The organism is Sporosarcina sp. P34 (assembly GCF_002743375.1).
Classification (GTDB): Bacteria; Bacillota; Bacilli; order Bacillales_A; family Planococcaceae; genus Sporosarcina.
In genome coordinates this window covers 1-20,774 of the sequence record NZ_PDZC01000009.1, presented here as the reverse complement: position 1 = coordinate 20,774, position 20,774 = coordinate 1, and the positions used below count along the sequence as shown (strand labels likewise).

General features: G+C 44.4%; 17 protein-coding genes. 13 read left to right on the top strand and 4 right to left on the bottom strand.

Translation table 11 applies throughout. From position 1 onward, the window contains the following. The first annotated feature begins 14 nt into the window (after positions 1-14). From CSV63_RS12665 to CSV63_RS12655, 3 genes are all read left to right on the top strand, one after another. Positions 15-1,442, top strand: a complete 1,428-nt coding sequence (locus CSV63_RS12665; RefSeq protein WP_099696134.1) for a S41 family peptidase — start codon at positions 15-17, stop codon at positions 1,440-1,442. Positions 1,443-1,615: 173 nt separating this feature from the next. Beyond that, entirely contained in the window at positions 1,616-2,788 is a 1,173-nt protein-coding gene (locus CSV63_RS12660) for a PDZ domain-containing protein (protein WP_099696133.1), read from the top strand. Positions 2,789-2,802: 14 nt separating this feature from the next. Next, positions 2,803-3,054: a CsbA family protein gene (locus CSV63_RS12655; protein ID WP_099631056.1), complete on the top strand. Its 252-nt coding sequence runs from the start codon at positions 2,803-2,805 to the stop codon at positions 3,052-3,054. 111 nt (positions 3,055-3,165) lie between these two features. On the opposite strand, the gene CSV63_RS12650 is transcribed toward CSV63_RS12655, so the two are convergent. Together CSV63_RS12650 and CSV63_RS12645 are read right to left on the bottom strand one after the other, a co-directional pair. Further along, on the bottom strand, positions 3,166-3,468 hold the full coding sequence (locus tag CSV63_RS12650) for an AzlD domain-containing protein (RefSeq protein ID WP_099631055.1): 303 nt from the start codon (positions 3,466-3,468) through the stop codon (positions 3,166-3,168). Further along, positions 3,468-4,190, bottom strand: a complete 723-nt coding sequence (locus tag CSV63_RS12645) for an AzlC family ABC transporter permease (protein ID WP_233192093.1) — start codon at positions 4,188-4,190, stop codon at positions 3,468-3,470. The genes CSV63_RS12650 and CSV63_RS12645 overlap by 1 nt, the downstream gene beginning before the upstream one ends. Before the next feature lie 107 nt (positions 4,191-4,297). Here CSV63_RS12645 and CSV63_RS12640 point away from each other — a divergent pair, with 107 nt between their 5' ends. From CSV63_RS12640 to CSV63_RS12610, 8 genes are all read left to right on the top strand, one after another. Further along, positions 4,298-4,930 (top strand): TVP38/TMEM64 family protein, encoded by a 633-nt coding sequence (locus tag CSV63_RS12640; protein ID WP_099696131.1) that lies wholly within the window; start codon positions 4,298-4,300, stop codon positions 4,928-4,930. Positions 4,931-5,393: 463 nt separating this feature from the next. Further along, complete coding sequence (gene addB, locus CSV63_RS12635; RefSeq protein ID WP_099696130.1) at positions 5,394-8,885, top strand: helicase-exonuclease AddAB subunit AddB; 3,492 nt, start codon at positions 5,394-5,396, stop codon at positions 8,883-8,885. Continuing rightward, positions 8,869-12,573 (top strand): helicase-exonuclease AddAB subunit AddA, encoded by a 3,705-nt coding sequence (addA, locus tag CSV63_RS12630; RefSeq protein WP_099696129.1) that lies wholly within the window; start codon positions 8,869-8,871, stop codon positions 12,571-12,573. The genes addB and addA overlap by 17 nt, the downstream gene beginning before the upstream one ends. Continuing rightward, the gene (locus CSV63_RS12625) at positions 12,570-13,757 is read left to right on the top strand and encodes a DUF418 domain-containing protein (protein WP_233192091.1); all 1,188 of its coding nucleotides are present in this window, start codon (positions 12,570-12,572) and stop codon (positions 13,755-13,757) included. Before addA ends, CSV63_RS12625 begins: the two co-directional genes overlap by 4 nt. A 55-nt stretch (positions 13,758-13,812) precedes the next feature. Continuing rightward, on the top strand, positions 13,813-14,709 hold the full coding sequence (locus tag CSV63_RS12620) for a fumarylacetoacetate hydrolase family protein (RefSeq protein WP_099637514.1): 897 nt from the start codon (positions 13,813-13,815) through the stop codon (positions 14,707-14,709). Between the two features lie 92 nt (positions 14,710-14,801). Beyond that, positions 14,802-15,176 carry a YisL family protein gene (locus CSV63_RS12615; RefSeq protein ID WP_099696128.1) on the top strand — a complete coding sequence of 125 codons (375 nt, stop codon included), beginning with the start codon at positions 14,802-14,804 and terminating at the stop codon, positions 15,174-15,176. Between the two features lie 30 nt (positions 15,177-15,206). Beyond that, the gene (locus tag CSV63_RS16910; protein ID WP_255407104.1) at positions 15,207-15,335 is read left to right on the top strand and encodes a hypothetical protein; all 129 of its coding nucleotides are present in this window, start codon (positions 15,207-15,209) and stop codon (positions 15,333-15,335) included. A 174-nt stretch (positions 15,336-15,509) separates the two neighbouring features. Beyond that, positions 15,510-16,880, top strand: a complete 1,371-nt coding sequence (locus tag CSV63_RS12610; RefSeq protein WP_099696127.1) for an alpha-amylase family glycosyl hydrolase — start codon at positions 15,510-15,512, stop codon at positions 16,878-16,880. Positions 16,881-17,039: 159 nt separating this feature from the next. On the opposite strand, the gene CSV63_RS12605 is transcribed toward CSV63_RS12610, so the two are convergent. Together CSV63_RS12605 and CSV63_RS12600 are read right to left on the bottom strand one after the other, a co-directional pair. Further along, complete coding sequence (locus CSV63_RS12605; protein ID WP_099696126.1) at positions 17,040-17,897, bottom strand: DegV family protein; 858 nt, start codon at positions 17,895-17,897, stop codon at positions 17,040-17,042. A 12-nt stretch (positions 17,898-17,909) separates the two neighbouring features. Next, positions 17,910-18,734, bottom strand: coding sequence for a Cof-type HAD-IIB family hydrolase (locus CSV63_RS12600; protein WP_099696125.1), 825 nt, complete (start codon positions 18,732-18,734; stop codon positions 17,910-17,912). A gap of 173 nt (positions 18,735-18,907) precedes the next feature. Here CSV63_RS12600 and CSV63_RS12595 point away from each other — a divergent pair, with 173 nt between their 5' ends. Together CSV63_RS12595 and CSV63_RS12590 are read left to right on the top strand one after the other, a co-directional pair. Continuing rightward, positions 18,908-19,684, top strand: coding sequence for a prolyl oligopeptidase family serine peptidase (locus CSV63_RS12595; protein ID WP_099696124.1), 777 nt, complete (start codon positions 18,908-18,910; stop codon positions 19,682-19,684). A gap of 46 nt (positions 19,685-19,730) precedes the next feature. Continuing rightward, on the top strand, positions 19,731-20,045 hold the full coding sequence (locus CSV63_RS12590; protein ID WP_099696123.1) for a metal-sulfur cluster assembly factor: 315 nt from the start codon (positions 19,731-19,733) through the stop codon (positions 20,043-20,045). Positions 20,046-20,774 lie beyond the last annotated feature (729 nt).

Sequence of the window (20,774 nt, the reverse complement as noted above, 5' to 3'; positions counted from 1 at the left end):
GGAGGAGGTTATGGATGCGTAAGAGCAGGCTTTTTTTGGTGGGGGTATTATTACTGATCGGTGCCATATGGCTAAATGGCTGCGGGAAGCAAGAAGCTGCAAAGAATGAGTCGGTCAGTAAGTTACCCGTAGTCGATGAGGTATTTGAAAAGATTCAAGAGCGAGCCGTTTACCCAGTCAAGAAGGACGAGCTGATTGAAGGGGCGTTGCGTGGGATGACCGATACAATCGGTGACCCGTATTCGACGTATTTGACTGAACAGGAAGCGGAGTCTCACCGGGAATCACTCGCAGGATCACGTGTAGGAATTGGTGCGGAAATGACACGGACGAACGGCAAGTATATTGTTGTAGCGCCAATTAAAGGAGGTCCAGCTGAAAAGGCGGGATTACAGCCTTATGATGAAATTGTGCGTGTCAACGGAGAACGATTGGCCAATGAAACATTACGCGACGTAGTCAATATGATACGGGGTGAAAAAGGGACGGAAGTGAAGTTGACTATTTTCCGACCGGAAGCGGATAAGCATATGGAATATACCATCACACGCGATCACATGCCTGTGGTTTCTGTGTCGCATGAGCTGATTAAAGAACGCGATGCTAAGCTCGGGTACATAGCGCTAAGCATGTTTGGTGAAGAGACAGCAAAAGAATGGCAAAAGGCTACGTCTGACGTCCTCAAAAAAGGTGCCCAAGCTATCATCATCGATGTGCGCGGGAATCCGGGCGGCTATTTGACGGCTGTATCCGAAATTTCCAGTAGTCTATTGGAGGAAGATCGAACGTTCGTCGTGATGCAAGATGCAAAAGGGAATTTAACGCCAGTGTCGACGGAGAAGGACGACAAGCTTACATTTAATGAACGCTTGAAACACATTCCGATTGTGATCGTACAGGATGTAGGCAGCGCATCAGCGAGTGAAGTGTTGAGTGCAGCGATCAAAGACTTGAAACGTGGGGAGATCATCGGCACGACAAGTTTTGGCAAAGGAACCGTACAAGAAACGATGGAATTATCTAATGGTGGAGAATTGAAGCTATCCACGAGTAAATGGTTGACGCCTAAAGAAAAGTGGATTCATGGCAAAGGGGTCACAGCAGATATTGAAGTAAAACAGAATGCTTTATTCACAGAGCATTTGCAGATGGTGACGGATACTATGAAAGAAGGGCATTTCAATGACCAAGTGGCGTATGCGCAACGCATGCTCAAAGCATTTGATCATCGTCCAGGTAGAACGGATGGCTATTTCGATCGCGAAACAGCAGAAGCGGTACATGCATTCCGAGCGGAGTATGAAATTAAAGAAGGCTATGATATGGACAGAGAATTCTTCACAGCATTAAAAACGGCTGCAGAAGAATATCGGGCTGAGCCAAAGAACGACAAACAGTTGCGTATGGCGGTCGATTTCCTCGTCAATAAACTGGAAAAATAATAGCAGAGGCGGTTCGGCAAGGTCTTAAAAAACAAGACACGCGCGAACAGCCTCTTTTTTTTATGCAATGTAGCTTAAATTGGAACTTCCTTCAGAACTCTCTCGCTATTTTCCTTCTTTTTTTGTACAATGAAGGAAAGAGTTATAAAGACAAGCGAGAAAGGTGACAGAAGATGTCTAGTGAACTATTACTTAATTTAAAAGATGCAGTACTGTACTTTTTTCTGAATCCCGTCTGGCTAATCGCTTTAGTGGCTGCCTATATGCTTGGCAGTAAACGCGTAAGCCGCGAGCGAACAGATTTCAATGTGGGCATAAACAAAAGTTCCACTGAAATGAAACACGCTATTTCAGTAGGTTGGTTGCACGGTCTAGTTCTATCGATTTTGATCGCTGGCGTTGGATTGATCGTCGATTTTAACTGGATCATTATTTTATCCGTTATCATGTTGCTCGTTATCGTATCGTTCTCCTATAAACTAGCCTCACCGATCTACTATGTAACTCTCGCGTTTTTTGCGCTGTGGGCATTGGATCGTTTTGCAGGAGATTTTTCAATCGGTACGTGGTTTGTTCAGGAAGACTTGGACTTCTTCGGTACATTAGCGATTACGGTACCGATTATTGCAGGATTGTTGTTAATTTCGGAAGGCTTATTGGTTCGTCGTCATGCGGCGCGTCATACGTCTCCATCGTTCGTTCCGACTCAGCGCGGAATGCGTGGTGCAATTTATCAGTCGAAGCTACTATGGCTCGTGCCAGTAGTATTTATAGTACCTGGACATATGGTAGCAGAATTTGCTCCGTACTGGCCGCAATTCACACTAGGCGCAGAGCAATTTTCATTCATTCCGGTGCCTGTAGTCATCGGATTCTCGCAGTGGATTCGTTCTACGTTCCCGGACGTGCTACTTCCTAAAATGGGAAAAGCGATCGCTTGGCTCGGTGTAGCTGTCGCATTAGTAGGTATTGGTGCAATTTGGATGCCGGTCCTTGGTTGGGCAGCATTGCTCGCTGGGGTTCTATGCCGCATCTTGTTGAGTGCTGTGATTTCACTGTCAGAACGCAATAAACAAGTGTTATTAGTGCCTCAAACAGAAGGTGTGTATGTAGTAGCGGTTCTTAGCGATTCACCAGCAGAGAAAATGGGCATAGTACCGGGTGATTTGATCAAGTCGGTAAACGGCATCTCGATCCATAATGAAGATGAATTATATGATGCGATCCAAGTCAATGCCGCGCACTGTCGTTTACAAGTCATCGGCCGTGATCAAGAGGTCCGTCTAAAGCAACAAGTGCTGTTCCGTCATGACCACTTCCGTCTAGGTATTGTGGTTGTGCGTTAAAAGGGGAGAACAATATGCATGATTTCGACACGAAGTTACTATTTGCGATGTTGTTGCCAGGGATTTTAGTTGTATTTTTTACGCGCGTGACATTTCATCACGTCGTTGGATTAATCTTGACATTGTCGCTGATCGCAGCATCGGTCTATGCGGGCTATACGCATAACTGGATGTTATATGTAGCGGATGCGGTGTCGTTGACGGTAGGTTTTTGGTTTGCATCGCGCATGGTGAAGAATGCGCGACTGAATCAAACCGAGGAGTGAAAAAGCGGTTTTCAAAGAGCATATTTGCTTTGAAAACCGCTTTTTTTGTCTCAGATACTAGCTAGTACCTGTTTTAATTGTCGCCACACTGGGGAATAGTGAGACTAAGAGTTAAAATAAACTGTACACGGCGAGCGCTGCAATGGTACCAATCACGACAAACATGACGTCGAGACCGAGGAAAGCTAGTGTAAACGCTGTGATCGCGCCTATTACACCGAAAAGAATATCATCTTGGATATGTAAAATAGCCGGGAAAATAAGTGCACCGAGCACTGCATATGGAATATTGCGCAACACACCGCTGACAATTGGCGGCAATTCCTTGCCGTCGAGAATGGTCAACGGTATCATTCGGGGCACATATGTAGCAACGGCCATGCCGAGCAACATCCACCAATACATAGATCCCATCAGTTTGCCTCCTTCCGTGTAGTAAAGCGTTCGACGTTCTTATTACTCTTTACATAAAGAATCTCAACCAATATAGCGGAGGCGAGCGTCGCGACCAAGATCGACCATCCGGTAGAGAGTAACTGCGTGTAATACAATGCGCAGTGAATGACTGCTGCAATTACCGCAAGCAACACCACTTTGCGATTGCCTTTCATGGATGGTACGAGCAAGCCAATGAACATCGCATAGAGCGCAACGGACATCGCCTTTTGTAGAAATTGTGGTAAGTTGGCTCCGATGACGTGACCAACTGCTGTAAAGACCACCCAACTACTATAGGCAATCAAGGCAACGCCAAATGTAAAGGCGGTCGTGACTTGTCGACTCTTCTGCGTAGCCAGAACAGAAAAGGTTTCATCAGTGATTCCAAATGCATAGATCGCTTTTTTCCATTTAGGCGCAGGTTCCACTTTTTCACTTAGCGCAGCCGTCATGAGAAAGTGCCTAATATTGACGATAAACGTATTCGTCACGATGAGCCACGGTGCAACACCGGTCGCAAGTAAGCTAAGTGACATATATTGAGCGGCTCCCGCGTAAACGAATATGCTCATTGCGGTTGCTTCGATAATCGTGAGGCCAGTCGTTTTGGCGAGCAGTCCAAATGTCAGTGCAACGGGAAAATAGCCAATGGCAATGCTCGATCCTGCTTTCAGGCCATGAAAAAAGGTTGTATTCACTAGGCAGCCCATCTTTCTTTTACCAATCTTGGTGCTAGTATACTATAATTCAACAAATTCTACAGCGTTATGACGAAAAACTATGAAAATCAGTGAGGGTGTTGGCGATGAATGAATGGCTATCAATTGATAAAGTGGAGGATTTGGCAGAACAGTATGAAGCACTAGGTTTTTTCATGGGATTCATTCCAACGTTTTTGGAAGCATTCCTTCCATTTCTGCCACTTTTCGTATTTGTTATCGCCAATGCTATCGCATTCGGTTTTTGGCTAGGCTTTGTGCTTTCCTGGGCTGGAACGGTAGCGGGTTCGTATGTGGTGTTCTTGCTCGTCCGGCGATTTGGCGGCAGTAAGTTCTTCTCGTTTCTGACCCGTCCTAAAAAGGTGCAACAGTTAATTCAATGGGTCGAGCGTAATGGTTTTGGTCCGTTGTTTGTCTTAATTTGTTTTCCGTTTACGCCTTCTGCTTTGGTGAATCTCGTGGCGGGCTTGTCGAATATGAATAAGAAGAATTATTTGTTCGTGTTGATGCTTGGTAAGTTGGTGATGATTATGATGATTACGTTTATTGGGTATGATGTGCGAGCGCTCATTACGCAGCCGATTCGGACGTTGATTATGTTTGTTGTGATTTTCTTGCTGTGGTTGGTGGGGAAATGGTTTGAGCGCAGGTTGACGCGGAAAGTCGAAGAAGATTTCAGGAGTTTTTCTAGTGTGCATGGTGATCCTAAAAAAGAATAACGGTTAACGGTTCCTGTCTCTCTTTTCTTTCGGTACAATGGAAGAAAGAGCGATAGGGATTTTTTTCTTTCTGAAATAGGGAAGATGGAAAGTGGAATGGCACCGTTGATCGACGTTCCAGGCGGACGCTTTCCCGAGGGCGTGGCTTGAGCCGCTTCCCTCACTTCGTTCAGTCCAGGGTCTCAAGGCGCACGCTGATCCTCCGGGAGTCGCCGCCTTCCACTTACGATCAACTAGTTTGTGGTTCTGATTGTTGTGACGTACCTGCGCTACAATGTTATTTACGAAGGTGCCTCCACGAGCGACAAAGTGGGACAATGAAATCTCTACTAACACGGTCAGCAAAACAACAAATTCCTGACCAACTGCAAATAGAAAAACACATGCAGAACCACAAAAGCTACTTACTAACTGATTAAATGAACTTGTATAAATTCAACTTCCAACGAAAGGGGAGAGTACTATGTCACTGCGCTTTATTACAGGTCGCTCCGGGACAGGAAAGACTACTTTTATTGAACGAGAAATTGCACAAGAGCTGAAGCAACGTCCGATGGGGGCTCCCATTGTGGTTATCGTACCCGATCAACTATCTTACTCGATGGAATACAGTTTATCCGTCAAGTCTGGAATGACTGGTATGATTCGCGCGCAAGTACTTACATTTAAACGTCTTGCATGGCGGGTGTTGCAAGAAGTCGGCGGCATCACACGGGAAGAGGTGGATAGCTTCGGATATCGCATGCTTGTACGCAGTGTGCTAGAAGACAATAAGGAATCGTTCAAGCTATTTAAGCAAGCTGCTTCGAAGCACGGGTTCGCTGAGCAAATTAGTGACATCATGAAGGAATTCAGTAAGTATTGTATCGATCAACAAGCATTTTCCGAATTGATGACTTCGCTTGCCGATCAGCAAGCTCCTCGCATTTTGCAAGATAAAGCGCATGATTTGCACTTGTTGCTTGAGAAAATAGAAGAACGTCTTGGAACGACGTATATGGACAGTGAAGGGCAACTCAATGCGTTAGCTGAACAATTAGCGCATTCGGAATGGTTGCAGGATGCGTCGATCTACATCGATGGATTCGGTGATTTCACGACACAGGAATACACGATTATTACTCAATTAATGAAATATACGAAACGCGTTACAGTCGTGTTACCAATGGAAGAAAAAGTGCATACCGGCGAGCATGAATTATTTCATACAGCACAGCAACAGTACGAAACGCTTCAGCAGCTGGCCTATAGTGAGTCAGTCGATCGTGAAGAACGCATTCATTTGACAGAGTTGCAACGCTTTTCCAGTCAAGAATTGGCGCATTTGGAAGAGCAGTTTGATCGCTATCCTCCTGAATCGTTTGAATCAGAAGGCGCGATTCAACTAATCGAAGCGTCGAATCGCCGTGCGGAAGTTCATGCCGTGGCGCGTTCGATTCGCAAGATGATGCGTGAAGGCAAGCGTTACCGAGGGATGACAGTTGTCCATCGTCAACCGGATGTGTATAACGAATTGATCCAGAATATCTTCACGCAATATGATATTCCCGTGTTCATTAGTCAAAAGAAACCGATGCTTCATCATCCGTTGATTGAATTTGTGCGTTCATTGCTTGAAGCGGTGCGCACAGATTGGTCGTATGAAGCAGTGTTCAGGGCAGTGAAGACGGATTTGTTCTTCCCGATCAATGAAAGCAAACAAGTGTGGAGAGAGCGGGCAGACCGTTTGGAGAATTTCGTACTGGCTAAAGGAATTCATGGTAAATCCCGTTGGCAAGATGAAGAGCGTTGGAAGGTTAGTCGCTATAGGGGTCTGGAAAAAGTCCGTACCGTACAGACAGATGAAGAACTCGCAACCCAAGCAGAGTTTGCTGAGACACGCGATATGATTCGCGAACCGATTGAGCAGTTACAGCAGAAGTTAACGGCTGCTCGTACCGGTCAAGACGTGGCAGAAGCGCTGTTTTACACAATAGAATCTCTTCGTATTTACGATAAAATAATAGAGTTGCAGCAAACGGAACATACAATAAATCGTTTGCAAGCAGCAGCGGAACATGAACAAGCGTGGACGAGTTGGATTAATGTGCTGGATCAGTTTGTGCTGATGTTCGGGGAGAAAGAACTGCCGATTGCCGAAGCCATTAAAATATTGGATGAAGGATTCGATACGCTAGAATTCAAATTGATTCCGCCTTCGCTCGATCAAGTAACTGTGACAACGATAGAGTTATTCAATGCGATGGATGTTGAAGCGGTGTTTGTACTCGGTGCGAATGAAGGGATATTGCCTTTGCGTAATGATCATGAAGGGTTACTTTCGGACAGTGACCGAGAGTTGTTTAGTGAAATCGGCATGACTCTCGCACCTACGACCAAACTTCAGCTCATGCGCGAATCGTATATGGCGTATCGAGCGTTTACCGGAGCGAGTGCGCGTTTGACAGTCAGCTATCCCATTGCGGATGAAGAAGGGAAAGCATTGATTCCTTCACTTTACATTCCTAGATTAAGGCAAATTGTATCGAATATACCAACGGAGATCGCCGTTATGGAACCAACGGAATTATCTGAGGTTGTGGACAAGCTAACGTATATCGAACACCCCGAAGTGGCGCTGTCCTATGCAATCCGTATGATGCGCCAAGCTTCAACACAGGAAGAAATCGCACCTGAATGGCAAGCGGTTCTAGCGTATTATAAAGAAGATCCACTGTGGTCTTCAGTTATAGAGTCCATCGTTCAACCTGCATTGAAGCGACAGAAGACCGAGTTGCTCGATACCGAACTGACGACAGGTTTATATGGTTCGTCCTTTACAACGAGTGTATCCAGGATAGAATCGTATTACAGTTGTCCGTTCCAACATTTCACGACATATGGTCTGAATTTGCAAGAGCGTTTTGAATTCCAGTTGGAAGCACCGGATATCGGGGATTTATTCCATGCGGCATTGAAATGGGTATCTGACGAAGTCATGCGCCAAGGTTTGTCTTGGGCTGCGTTGACGAAAGAACAGTGCTGGCAGTTAGGCCGTGAAGCGATCGATGCACTAGCGCCGAAGTTCTTCCATAGAATTTTATTGTCGAGTCCACGCTATGCATATATTCAACGAAAGTTGATGCAAATTATTCAACGGACGATCCGTGCACTACAGTCGCAGGCGCGTAATTCAAGCTTTACGCCGATTGCGATCGAGGCAGGTTTTGGTCCGAATGAAGAAATCGCACCACTTGAAATCAATTTGAAAAATGGTCAACAGATGCATATTAGAGGACGAATCGACCGAATCGATACGATGAAAAAAGACGATCAGACGTATCTGCGAGTAGTCGATTACAAATCGTCGGCCCGTGCACTTGATTTGACTGAAGTGTATTATGGCTTATCGCTACAAATGCTGACGTATCTAGATGTTGCACTCGAGCATGCGGAAGATTGGCTCGGTGTTTACGCAAATCCCGCAGGTGTACTTTATATGTATGTTCACAATCCGATGTTGCGTTTGACAAAAGAGTTAAACGAAGATGCTGTGGAAAAAGAGCTATTAAAATCTTATAAAATGCAAGGCTATATAGTGGAAGATGCGGACGTTGCACTGGCGATGGATGATCATATCGAAAGTGAGTCGTTAATTATTCCGGCACGCTTGAAGAAAGACGGCTCGTTTTATTCGAATTCAAAAGTCGTACCACCTGAAGATATTAATATTTTGCGTTCATTTGTCCGCAAGAAACATCAGCAGGCAGGAGACGGCATGCTGTCAGGTGATACACGTGTCTACCCGTACCGCCTAAAAGAACATATGCCGTGCACGTTCTGTTCGTATCAGTCAATTTGTCAGTTTGATCGTACGGATCCGACACAGCCTGCACGGAACTATTCGGCCTATAAGCCGGAAGAATCACTAGACATGATGAGGAAGGAGATCGATCCAGATGCGAATTCCAGATAAGCCGCCACATGAGACATTTACGGATGATCAATGGAAAGCAATCCATGCATCCGGTACAGATATTCTCGTATCTGCTGCAGCAGGTTCAGGGAAAACGAAAGTCCTCATCACGCGGATGATTGAAAAAGTATTGAACACAGAAAATCCGATAGACGTAGATCAGCTACTCGTTGTGACGTTTACAAATGCGGCGGCTGCCGAAATGCGTCACCGTATGGCTAGTGCGCTCGAAGAAGCAATCGTCAAGGATCCTTCTTCCGTCCATTTGCGCAGACAATTGAATTTATTGAATAAAGCACAGATTTCATCGTTGCATTCATTTTGTCTGCAAGTCGTTCGACAGTATTCCTATGTACTGGATATAGATCCTGGATTCCGTATTGCCGATGCAACAGAGGCGGCGATTTTACGTGATGACACGATTGCACTTGTGTTGGAAGATGCCTACAGTCAGCCCGATCCGGAAGCGATTTATCGTCTGAGTGATAGTTTCACGTCAGACCGGAATGATCAGGCGATCGAGACGCTGATTGATAAGCTCTATGATTATTCCCGTGTACATCCGAATCCATCGCAGTGGCTAGAGCTCATTCCACAGCAATATGAAATTGGGGAGGATGCGACGATTGATGAATTGTCGTTCATCGATTCGCTGAAAGTATCAATCCAGCATACGCTTGAAGAAGCTAAGACGGTAGCACGCGATTTGCAGCGAGTAGCAGAAATGAACGACGGCCCGTTGCCGTTGCTTGAAACCGCGAAAGCTGATGAAGCCTGGATTGACGGAGCGCTAAATTATATGCTTCACGGGAAGTGGGAAGATGCCTTTGCGTATTTCCAGACGTTGAAGTGGGTCAAAGCAGGTACGATTCGTAAAGGTACATGTGACGAAGACTTGGCTACGCGTGGTAAGACGATGCGTGATCAAGTGAAGAAAATGGTCACTGCATTAAAAGATACGTACTTTACTCGCACACCTGCCAGATTATTAGAAGAAATTCGTTTAATGGCGCCACTTATGCACACGCTCGTCGGATTGGTAGAAGATTTTGCGACGCGTTACCAAGTGTTAAAAGAAGAGCGCGGCTTAGTGGATTTCTCGGATCTCGAACATTATGCGTTACAGATCTTATCCGAAGAAGTCGACGGGGAGCGAGTACCTTCTGATATTGCGAACGATTACCGCAATCGATTTGCGGAAGTATTGGTGGACGAGTATCAAGATACGAACTTCTTACAAGAAGCTATTTTGCAGTTAGTAAAGCAAGGCGGAGAAGTAGATGGCAATTTATTTATGGTAGGGGACGTCAAACAATCAATATATCGATTCCGTTTGGCAGAACCAGGTTTATTTTTAGGGAAGTATGATCGCTTTACATCAGATATAGGGGATCAAGGATTGAAAATTGACTTGAATGCCAACTTCCGAAGCCGTAAAGAAGTGCTTGATGCAACGAATTTTATTTTCAGGCAGATCATGGGAACGCGAGTGGGAGAAATAGAGTATGATGACGCCGCCGCGTTAAAATACGGTGCGCAATATCCCGAAAAAGACGTATCGGCGGGCTTGACGATTTTGTATGAGAATGAAGAGGAGGACATGTCGCAAGAGCAAGAAGCCCAGCAAGAGCTGAAGAAATCCCAAGTGGAAGCACGGTGTATTGCACAGAAGATCAAGGCATGGAAAGATCAACAGGCGCAAGTAGCGGATGCCTTCAGTGGTACACAACGTCCGCTTGAATACCGTGATATTGTCATCCTCATGCGTTCGATGACGTGGTCGAGTGAAATTGCGGATGAATTAAAGGCCGCTGGGATTCCTGTCTATGTATCTTTATCTTCAGGCTATTTTGACGCAATTGAAGTGATGATTATGCTGAATACATTGCGTGTCATCGATAATCCGTACCAAGACATTCCGCTCGTGTCGGTGTTGCGTGCGCCATTTGTTGGCATGACCGAAAATGAACTCGCGCAAATTCGCCTCGTCAATCGCAATGCGACGTTTTATGAAGCACTGCAAGTATTCATGCAGACCGGTGGTGCGGGAGTGAATCCTGCTACTCAGCAAAAGCTTCAACGCTTTTTCCTATTACTTGAAGACTGGCGGAATATGGCGCGGCACGGTTCCTTATCCGAATTGATCTGGCAAGTATATCAAGATACGCATTATTACGAAATGGTCGGGATTTTGCCGAACGGTAAACAACGTCAAGCGAATCTACGTGCATTACATGACCGTGCGATGGCCTATGAGAAGACGTCGTTCCGTGGATTGTTCCGCTTCCTTCGATTTATCGACCGCATGCGTAAACGCGGAGACGATCTCGGGGAAGCGCGGTTCATGAGTGAAAAGGAAAACGTCGTGCGGATCATGACCATTCATTCATCGAAAGGTCTAGAGTTCCCGTATGTATTTTTAGCGGGAATGGGACGTCCGTTTAATAAAATGGATTTCCACAATCCGTATTTGTTCGATCAGCATTTCGGTCTCGCCGTCAAAGCGATCGATCCGGAAAAACGGATTACGTTCACGTCACTACCGTTTCTAGCGATCAAAGAGAAAAAGGAGCTAGAGATGCGAGCAGAAGAAATGCGCGTACTCTACGTAGCCATGACACGTGCTAAAGAGCATTTGGAATTGATTGCCTCCGTTAAAGACATCGAAAAGACGATAAACAAGTGGCAAGAAGCACAGTTATTGGATGAAGAGGATCCATTGCCGGAATACACACGTTCACGGGCAACCGGTTACCTCGACTGGATAGGCCCAGCTGTTGCACGTCATATGGATTTTGGTAAGTTTGGTAAGATGACAGGCGGAGAACTACTTGCGGATTCGTCGTCATGGGAAGTCAATGCCTTGCCATTTTCGGCTTTTCATCAGACGAATGAAGTGGAGATCGAGGACTGGATTCCTGTCGATCAGGAAAATGCCATGGCGGATCCGGTGTTGGTGGAAGAAGTGCGAAGCCGTTTTGATGCGCAGTACCCGTTTGAATTTGCGGTGGAATTATCTTCTAAGCAATCCGTCAGTGAGTTGAAGCGGATTGCGTTGCTTGAGTTAGAACGAGGAGATGCGGATCCGTTTGAAGAAATGGAACAAGGCGCCACGAAACGCATCTCAAACCTTCATGCACGACCATCGTTTTTACAGAAACGTTCATTGACGAAAGCGGAAATTGGAACCGCGATGCATACCGTCATGCAGCATCTGGATTTGAAAGAGAAATTGGATCAAGTGAGTGCCAGAAACTTTGTCAAGCAACTCGAAACACGTGAACTGCTGACGAAAGAAGAAGCAGCGGCGATTGACATTCAGGCGATTGTAGCATTTTTCGAGACGTCACTAGGCGAACGGATGAAGCAAGCTGATGAGGTGTTGCGTGAAATGCCGTTTACTTATGCGCTACCTGCTGTTGAAGGGGAATTTCAGTTGCTGCAAGGTATTGCCGACTGTCTATTTCATGAAAACGGCGAGTGGGTACTCGTGGATTATAAAACGGACGATGTCAGTAAGTTTCGTTCCGATTCGGCAATTGAAAAAGAAATGCAAGTTCGGTATGGCACTCAGTTAAATTTGTATAAGAATGTGTTGGAATCCATTCTTTCCATCGAAATTAAAGAAATGGTGCTGTACTTATTCAGTGGTGCAAAAATGATTCGCTTACAGGAGGAATTTGTTTGAAGTTGACTCCAACATCTTTAACAGAACGAGTGGAAGCCCTCGATTATTTGAGAGGTATTGCGTTACTCGGGATATTGATTGCGAATATGCTCCATTTCCACTCACCGTATGCGTATATGGATCCGTATTCGTGGTATACCATTCCGCATGAGCAGTCGATGTTTCATTTTATCGATGTGTTTATAGAAGCGAGTTTCTACCCGCTATTCGCCATGTTATTTGGCTATGGCGTGAATATGCAGTATGAGAAATCATGGAGGAATCATACACAGTTCGCGCCATTCATGGCACGCCGTATGGGGATTTTACTAATTTTTGGCGTGCTGCATGCGTTGCTCATTTGGTCAGGGGATATTTTGTTCACCTATGCGTTGATGGGGTTCATTATGATTGCGGTGATCCGTATTCCAAAAAAGTGGTTGTTGACACTTTCACTCGTAATCTATTTTGTGCCAACGCTATTGTTGTACGGTATATTGGCGCTGACCCGCAGTAAATCCACTTCGAGTCTATTGGATGGATTCGTGGACACACAACAGATCGAACGGGCGATTTCCTCTTATGGAAGCGGGACGTTCAGCGAGATCTTCGCTTTCCGTTTGAATGAATTCTTTACTTTTGAAATCATTGGGTCGATTACAGCAGTCTTTATCATATTGCCTTTGATTATGTTCGGTGCAGCGTTATCGAAATTTAAGGTGATCGAGCGTATGTATGCGTTGAAAGGGAAGTTATTTCTTGCGATGCTAGTATTCATTCCGACTGGCGTAACCCTGAAAAACATTCCAAGTTGGGACGGTCCGAAATTTGAGAATGTCTTACTTATTCAATCCATAGTGGGTGGACCCATACTGACGCTTGGCTACGCAGCAGTATTTTTATTGCTGTTTCAAATTCCATTTTTAAAAAGACTGACGCAACCGTTTGCAAATGTAGGAAGAATGGCGTTTACGACGTATATTATGCAGTCACTCATTGCGACGATGATATTTTATTCATATGGAGTAGGTCTGTATGGTAAAGTAGATATAGTGACCGGCACGTGGCTGGCAATCGGGATTTTTGCGATTCAGCTCATTATCGCGCAGGTATGGTTGATGAAATTCCGAATGGGGCCACTGGAAGCTGTGTGGCGGAAGTGGTCTTACGGAAAGAATTTCGTCGTTAAAGAGGAAAAAAAGTAGATTTTGTCGTAACATAGGAATATGTGAATTCACATGGAAAGGGTTGGGTATTCAAATGAAATTATTGTCATTCCGTTACGAGGGACAGACTTTATTCGGACCAAAAGTTAAACGTGAGGAAGCTGTATGGGATTTACTCGCTATGGCGGAAGCTTTGGAACAAACGGATTTCCCTAAAACGATGATTGAAGGCGTTTCACATGGGATGGATTTTGTGGAAGAAGTTCGAAAATTGGTAGAGAAAACTGAAGTCGAAGGCAATGTAGAGCAGTTCAAGCATGCGTTCACTGACATCGAATGGTTGTCTCCAATTCCACGCACACCGAAAAATGTCTTGTGTGTTGGGAAGAACTATCTTGACCATGCAGAGGAACTTGGATCCAAAGTACCTGAGAAATTAATGCTATTCACCAAGTCTCCAACATCTATCGCGGGAGACGAGCAAACATTATCGATCCATAGTGACGTGACGGATTCATTGGATTATGAAGGGGAATTGGCTGTCGTTATAAGTAAGACAGGCAAAAACATTCCTAAGCAACTAGCGTATGATTACGTGTTTGGTTACACAATTGGTAATGATATTACAGCGCGCAATATTCAAACGGAGCACAAACAGTTCTTCCTAGGAAAGAGTTTAGACGATTCTTGTCCGATGGGTCCTTATGTGGTGACGAAAGACGAAATTCCCAATCCGCAAAATTTATCAGTCGTAACGAAAGTGAATGACGAAGTGCGCCAAAACGGCAATACATCCAATATGATTTTCAAAATTGATGAGTTGATCGCTGAAATTTCTAAGTATGTCACATTAGAGCCAGGTGATGTCATCTTGACAGGTACGCCAGCTGGTGTTGGTAAAGGTATGACACCACCGACCTACTTAAAAAAGGGCGATACGGTAAAGGTGTCCATCGAAGGCATTGGTACACTAGTTAACCGCTTTGAATAATAGTCAGGTCTATGAAATAAGCTTCAGAATAGTCGTAGTTTGAAAGATATGGTAGGATATTAATCGACTAGATAAATAACGAGGTGGAAGAAATGGGATTTTTAACTGATACAACCCATATGCATATTTTCACATGGGTAGTAGGCATTGTACTTTTTTTGGTTGCCGCAAGCATGGCAAATGGAACAAAAGGAAAAAAGATTACACATATGATTTTGCGTCTGTTCTATGTATTGATCATCATCACAGGAGCTGCGCTCTTCTTTAAGCATATGAGTATTGATTCTATGCTATATGGTATCAAATTTGTCCTCGGTATTTTGACAATCGGATTTATGGAAATGGTTCTGGTTCGCGGTAGTAAAGGGAAGAACACAGGTCTTATGTGGATTCTCTTCATCATCGCATTACTTGCAACAATGTTTATAGGTTTCAAATTACCGGTAGGTTTCAACTTTTTCGCATAATAATGACTGACTAGTATAGGAGATGAGCCAATGGCCACACAGGTTGGCTGGATATTTTTGATTGTGATCCTGTTACTGATGGCACTGTTTGCTGTCTCCGTTTTGGTCAGTGCGCGTAAACAACGGGATCCGGACTTCTTTGCTGAAGACGATAACTAATGTGCGCAAGCAGTGGGGGATTTTTCCTCCACTGCTTTTTTGGTTCCAGGACTATACTTTCACAAGATTGCCGTATTTACAGAACGCATCATAGGTTTTTATGAGAAAGAATGGCATGGTCTGTAGCCGTTTGATAAACTAAAAGAAGAGTTTGTATGAGGAGGATATACTAAAGTGAAACGAATAATCGGACTACTGGCAACGTGTATGCTTGCCCTTTCGATAGCACAACCCGCTTTTGCAGATACTGACCGGGCTTTTAGCGACGAAAGTATCTATGATTTACTTGTCGACCGTTTCAATAATGGGGTCGAATCGAATGATTTCGACGTCAACGCACAAGATCCAGCTGCATTTAACGGGGGAGACTTTGCCGGAATCAGCAATCGATTGCAACATTTGATCGACATGCACTTTACGATGATATCTGTCGGACCGGTTTTCAAAACAGCATCATATGATGGAAATGAAGTTCTTGATTATGACGAGATTGAACCGCACTTCGGTACAGCGGAAGAGTTCATCGCTTTAATTGAAGAGATGCATGCGCACGATTTAAAAGTTATGGCGGATTTTCCTTTAGTAGGTGACGTCAGCGATCCTGCTGTACAGCAAGAACTGACGGATGCTGCTGTACAATTTGTTTCTGATTATGAGTTGGACGGGCTTCGTTTGACATTACTTCACAATGCGAATACGGCGTTCCTAAACAATATGATTGAAGCTGTGAAGGATGCGAACAACGGGTTATACGTGATTACAAATGAGCAGAGTGATGCGTCATTTGACAGTGTACCGGCTGAAAAGCAAAGTGCTGCAATTCAAGAATCATTTGTGAAAGTTGATCCAGATACTTCTTCATTGGATCAGTTTAGTAATGACAATGCAGGCAAATTACTGCAGCTTGATGATTTAACTGGACCGCGTTTTACATATAAAATGGTAGAACTTCGTCAATTCCCACCGACACGTTGGAAAGTCGCAACGGTTGCACAATTCATGCTTCCTGGAGTTCCACTAGTTCCTTACGCAACGGAAATAGCCGTGAATGGTAAAGAAGCACCGGAATCTCATCCGTTCTTTAACTTTAAAACCGATATGGAGTTACATGAGTGGATTGGTGATCTAAACACTCTTCGAAATGATTCCGAAACACTTCGGACAGGTGATTTCAAGATTTTGCATAATAAAGATGGATTTGTCGTATTTGAACGGTCTTCTGAAGATGAGAAGTGGATCATTGCGCTCAATAATACATCGAAAGTGCAAAGCTTAGAACTTGATCCTTCTGAGCTTGGACCAAATAAGAAACTTCGCGGCGTGCTTGGTCAAGATTTGATCAAAGAGACGAAGGACAATAAATATCACGTCGTTCTTGACCGTGAGTTGGCGGAAGTATATATCGTCGAGGAGGATAAAGGATTTAATACGCCTTATCTGATTGCTTCGATTATGGTAGTTGTTCTGTTTGTCTTGTTCTTGTATATGGTTATACGGAAGGGCAAGCAGGGTCGGAATGAGGAAACTGTTAGAGAGAAGAAGTAAGGGGTAAGGCTCCGTTGATCGACGTTCTGCACTTACGATCAACTAGGCTAGCACATGACACTTCATGCGTTACTTCATAAAGAAGATAACCCAAGATCAGTTCCTAGTTTGGAATGGATCTTGGGATCTAGACAGTCTGCGGTGTATGCAGGCTGTTTTTTATTCGTTTTTTGTGTGGTTGAGGAAGAATAGGGCGATGGTTCCGGGACCGGCGTGTGAACCGATGACGGAGCCTATTTGGTGGATTTCGATTGCTTTTGGTTGAATGACTTCTTGGATCATTTCCTGGAACTCTTTGGCAGTAGTTAAGTCATCGCCATGGCTGATCGCGATGGTTTGTTGTTGAAGATTACTGCCGCGTTCTTCCATCACTTCAATCATACGACGTAGAACTTTTTTGCGTCCGCGATGTTTTTCGATAGGAACGAGTTTTCCGTCTTCTACGTGAAGCAATGGTTTAATATTGAGCAACCCACCGAAAAATGCGCTTGCTTTAGATACACGACCGCCTTTTGCTAAGTAGTCGAGGTCTTCTACTGTGAATAGATGTTCCATATGCCTCGCCATAGTGCGAATTTCTTGTTCAATTTCTCGCATGCCAAGACCTTTGTCGCGCAGACGAACGGCTTCCTTAACGAGAAGACCATAGCCGAGTGAAGCGCAGTGCGTATCGATGACTGCCAAGTTCATGAAAGGATTGTCTCCTTTTACGAGGTCACTCGTCATAACCGCTGTTTGGTATGTTCCTGACAGTTGGGAGGAGAAGGCGATGTATATACCGTCTTCACCGGACGCCGCAAGATCTTTCCAGCTGGTCATCATTTTATCAGGTGAAGCTTGAGATGTCTTGGGTTGTTGTCCCTCGCGAATCGCATCGAAAACTTCCTTGGAGTGGATCTCGACGATATCTTCGTATTCTTTGCCGTCTAGAAGAACGCTTAACGGGAATAGTTCAACTTCGTTATCTTTAAAGAAGTCTAAAGGTAGATCACAAGCGCTATCCGCAAAAATTTTCATTTCTTTTCCCCCTTATACGACGATGTTTTTCTGTAAGGATAATCGCTCTTCTAGTATACGTGAAATTCCGTCTTCATTATTCGTGTCGGTTATTTCATCTGCAATGGATTTCAAACGATCGATGGCATTCCCCATTGCGACACCTGTTCCTGCATAATCAATCATTTCGAGATCATTGTCTTCGTCTCCGAATGCGATGATACGTTCTTTCGGTACGTTCATCCATTTTGACACCGCGTCAATGCCTACTGCTTTATTGAGGCCGTGACGAACTATTTCCACGATGTTAAATGGAGTCCCCCAACGTCGATGATCGATGACTTCTGCATGCAAGTCTTCAAGATGCTGTCGAATCGGATCAACTGTTAACGAATCGGCTTGAATTAACAAGCTAGTTGGATCAGTTTTTAATGAATTCCGAATATCTCCAGCGGTGATGAGTGGATTGCCAAAGTTTAAAATGTCTAAAAATCGTTCATCATGATACTGCGCATAGACGTCATCCATGACTTCCGCTATGATATTTTTCACTGGGAAGTTCTGCATGGCATCTACTACTTCATTGACGACTGGCAACGCAATCGTTTCGTGAATAGTTTGCCATGAACGATCGGTAGGATGGTGAACAAAGGCTCCATTAAAGTTGACGATGGGTGTGGTCAGATCAAGCTGCTGGTAATAAACTTCACTAGCGCGGTATGGTCGACCCGTCGCAATCATAACGTGGTGGCCTTGCGAAACAGCCTTACGTAGTGTCTGTTCTGTTTTGGGTGAAATGATTTTTTCATCCGTCAATAATGTTCCATCTAAATCTAAAACAATCAAATGTGGTTTCAAAAAAATCCTCTCCTACTAGTAATAATACTTTCAGATTGTTATGTCTTTATAGTTTATCGTTAACCGTGTAAGTAAGTCAAAAAAATGAGTGATAAGGCGAAGGTATTGTCTTATCTGTTACTTGTTGCTATTCTAACATAACAGTAAATGATTGTAGGAAAAGAGGAATCGACATGATTATTCGTTCAGAAAAATGGCAAGAGATCCCGGTACTTCATATCGTGGAAGAGTCAAAAGAGAAAGAACGCGTTCCTGTTGTACTATTTTTTCATGGATTTACGAGTGCAAAAGAACATAATTTACACTATGCATACAATCTAGCAAAACAAGGGATTCGTGTGATATTACCCGAAGCTAAACTACATGGTGAACGCTCAAAATCACTTGATGAGTTTCAACTAGCCTTAAGCTTTTGGGACATCGTGTTGACCTCTATTAAAGAAGCAGATATTTTACATGATGAACTAGTAAATAAAGAATTAATTGATGACGAAACATTAATCGGCATGGGTGGTACTTCAATGGGTGGAATTACGACATTCGGTTGCCTTGCAAATTATGATTGGATCGACGCAGCTTCCGTCATGATGGGTTCACCTGCATTCACGCGCTTAGCGAAAGGACAAATTTCTTACGCAGAGCGTGGCGGTAGGGAAATCCCCGTGTCTCAAGAAGAACGTGAACAACTATTCGCGGCCCTTGACCAAGTGGATCTATCACAAAATCCAGGCAGACTGCATCAGCGTCCACTTTTCATTTGGCACGGAGAACAAGATTCGATGGTACCATTTGAGTTTACGAAAGAATTTTACGAGGAAATTCAAAAGGATTACGTAGATCAGCCAGAGCTTTTGAAGTGGATGCCAGACGAAAATGCAGGCCACTCTGTTTCACGTCCAGGAATGCTTGCATCAGTCGATTGGCTTGCACAGCATTTGCGTGCGAGGTAGTATGTTGGTAAGATAAGAGTACTACACAGCAGAGAGGAGCATTCCGATGAACACAGAAGAAGAAATCAAGCAGTATTTATTTGGTGCGTTGGAAAACGTCATCGACCCTGAATTAGGTATTGATATCGTCAATCTTGGATTGGTTTACAATGCAGAGTTGTCAGACGAAGGAGTCGCGAAAGTGACAATGACACTGACGTCAATGGGTTGCCCAATGGGTCCACAGATTGTAGCGAACATCGAGCAAGAGCTAATGGAACTTCCAGAGGTTAAGGAAGCAGTGGTAGACATCATTTGGAATCCACCATGGTCCCGCGACAACATGTCACGCTATGCCAAGATTGCACTAGGCGTACGTTAATAGAATACATCAACCACACCGTTTTATATGGTGTGGTTTTTTTAATGGAAAGGGTAGGCTGGCAGTAGTGTTGGGGTGGGGATTTGCGCTTCGGAGTAGGACGCTTTCCTGCGGGCATGGCTTGAGCTTCCTCGTCCGCTAAGTGCAAAGATATGCTCCTAACGCTTCGCTTTTACTCGCAAAAGCCGTTCTTCGTTACGGCTTTCGCTCCTATAGTTGTCTCAATTAATCGGGCTGATTCTCTCCGTAACAATAGCCAGCATTATATAGAATAGGCTGACGAGGTGTTGGGGTAGGGGATTGGCGCTTCGGAGGGGACGCTTTCCGGAGGGCGTGGCTTGAGCCGCTTCCTTCGCTTCGCTACGTCCAGGGTCTCAAGGCGCACGCTGATCCTCTCGGAGTCGCCCCTCCTACGCACCAATCCCTACAAAGTAAGGGTAGTTACCTATTGTCGTGCATTGAAGTTAGTCTTGTAATTGGCGTTGAACTTGAACTTAAATAAGTTAAAATAAAACAATTAGTCTCATACAACCTACAGTGAGTGATCTAAATACTCACACTTCCATCCCTTCACACAAACAAATTCACTCACCACTCCAAAGCACTTGGTTTTGAACTTAACCATGTTCAAAACCAATAATAATTAACACACCACCTCCAGTAAGTGATTCAAATACCCCTACTATCCACGTAGGATGGAAGCGGAAGTTGGGGCGACTCCTGGAGGAT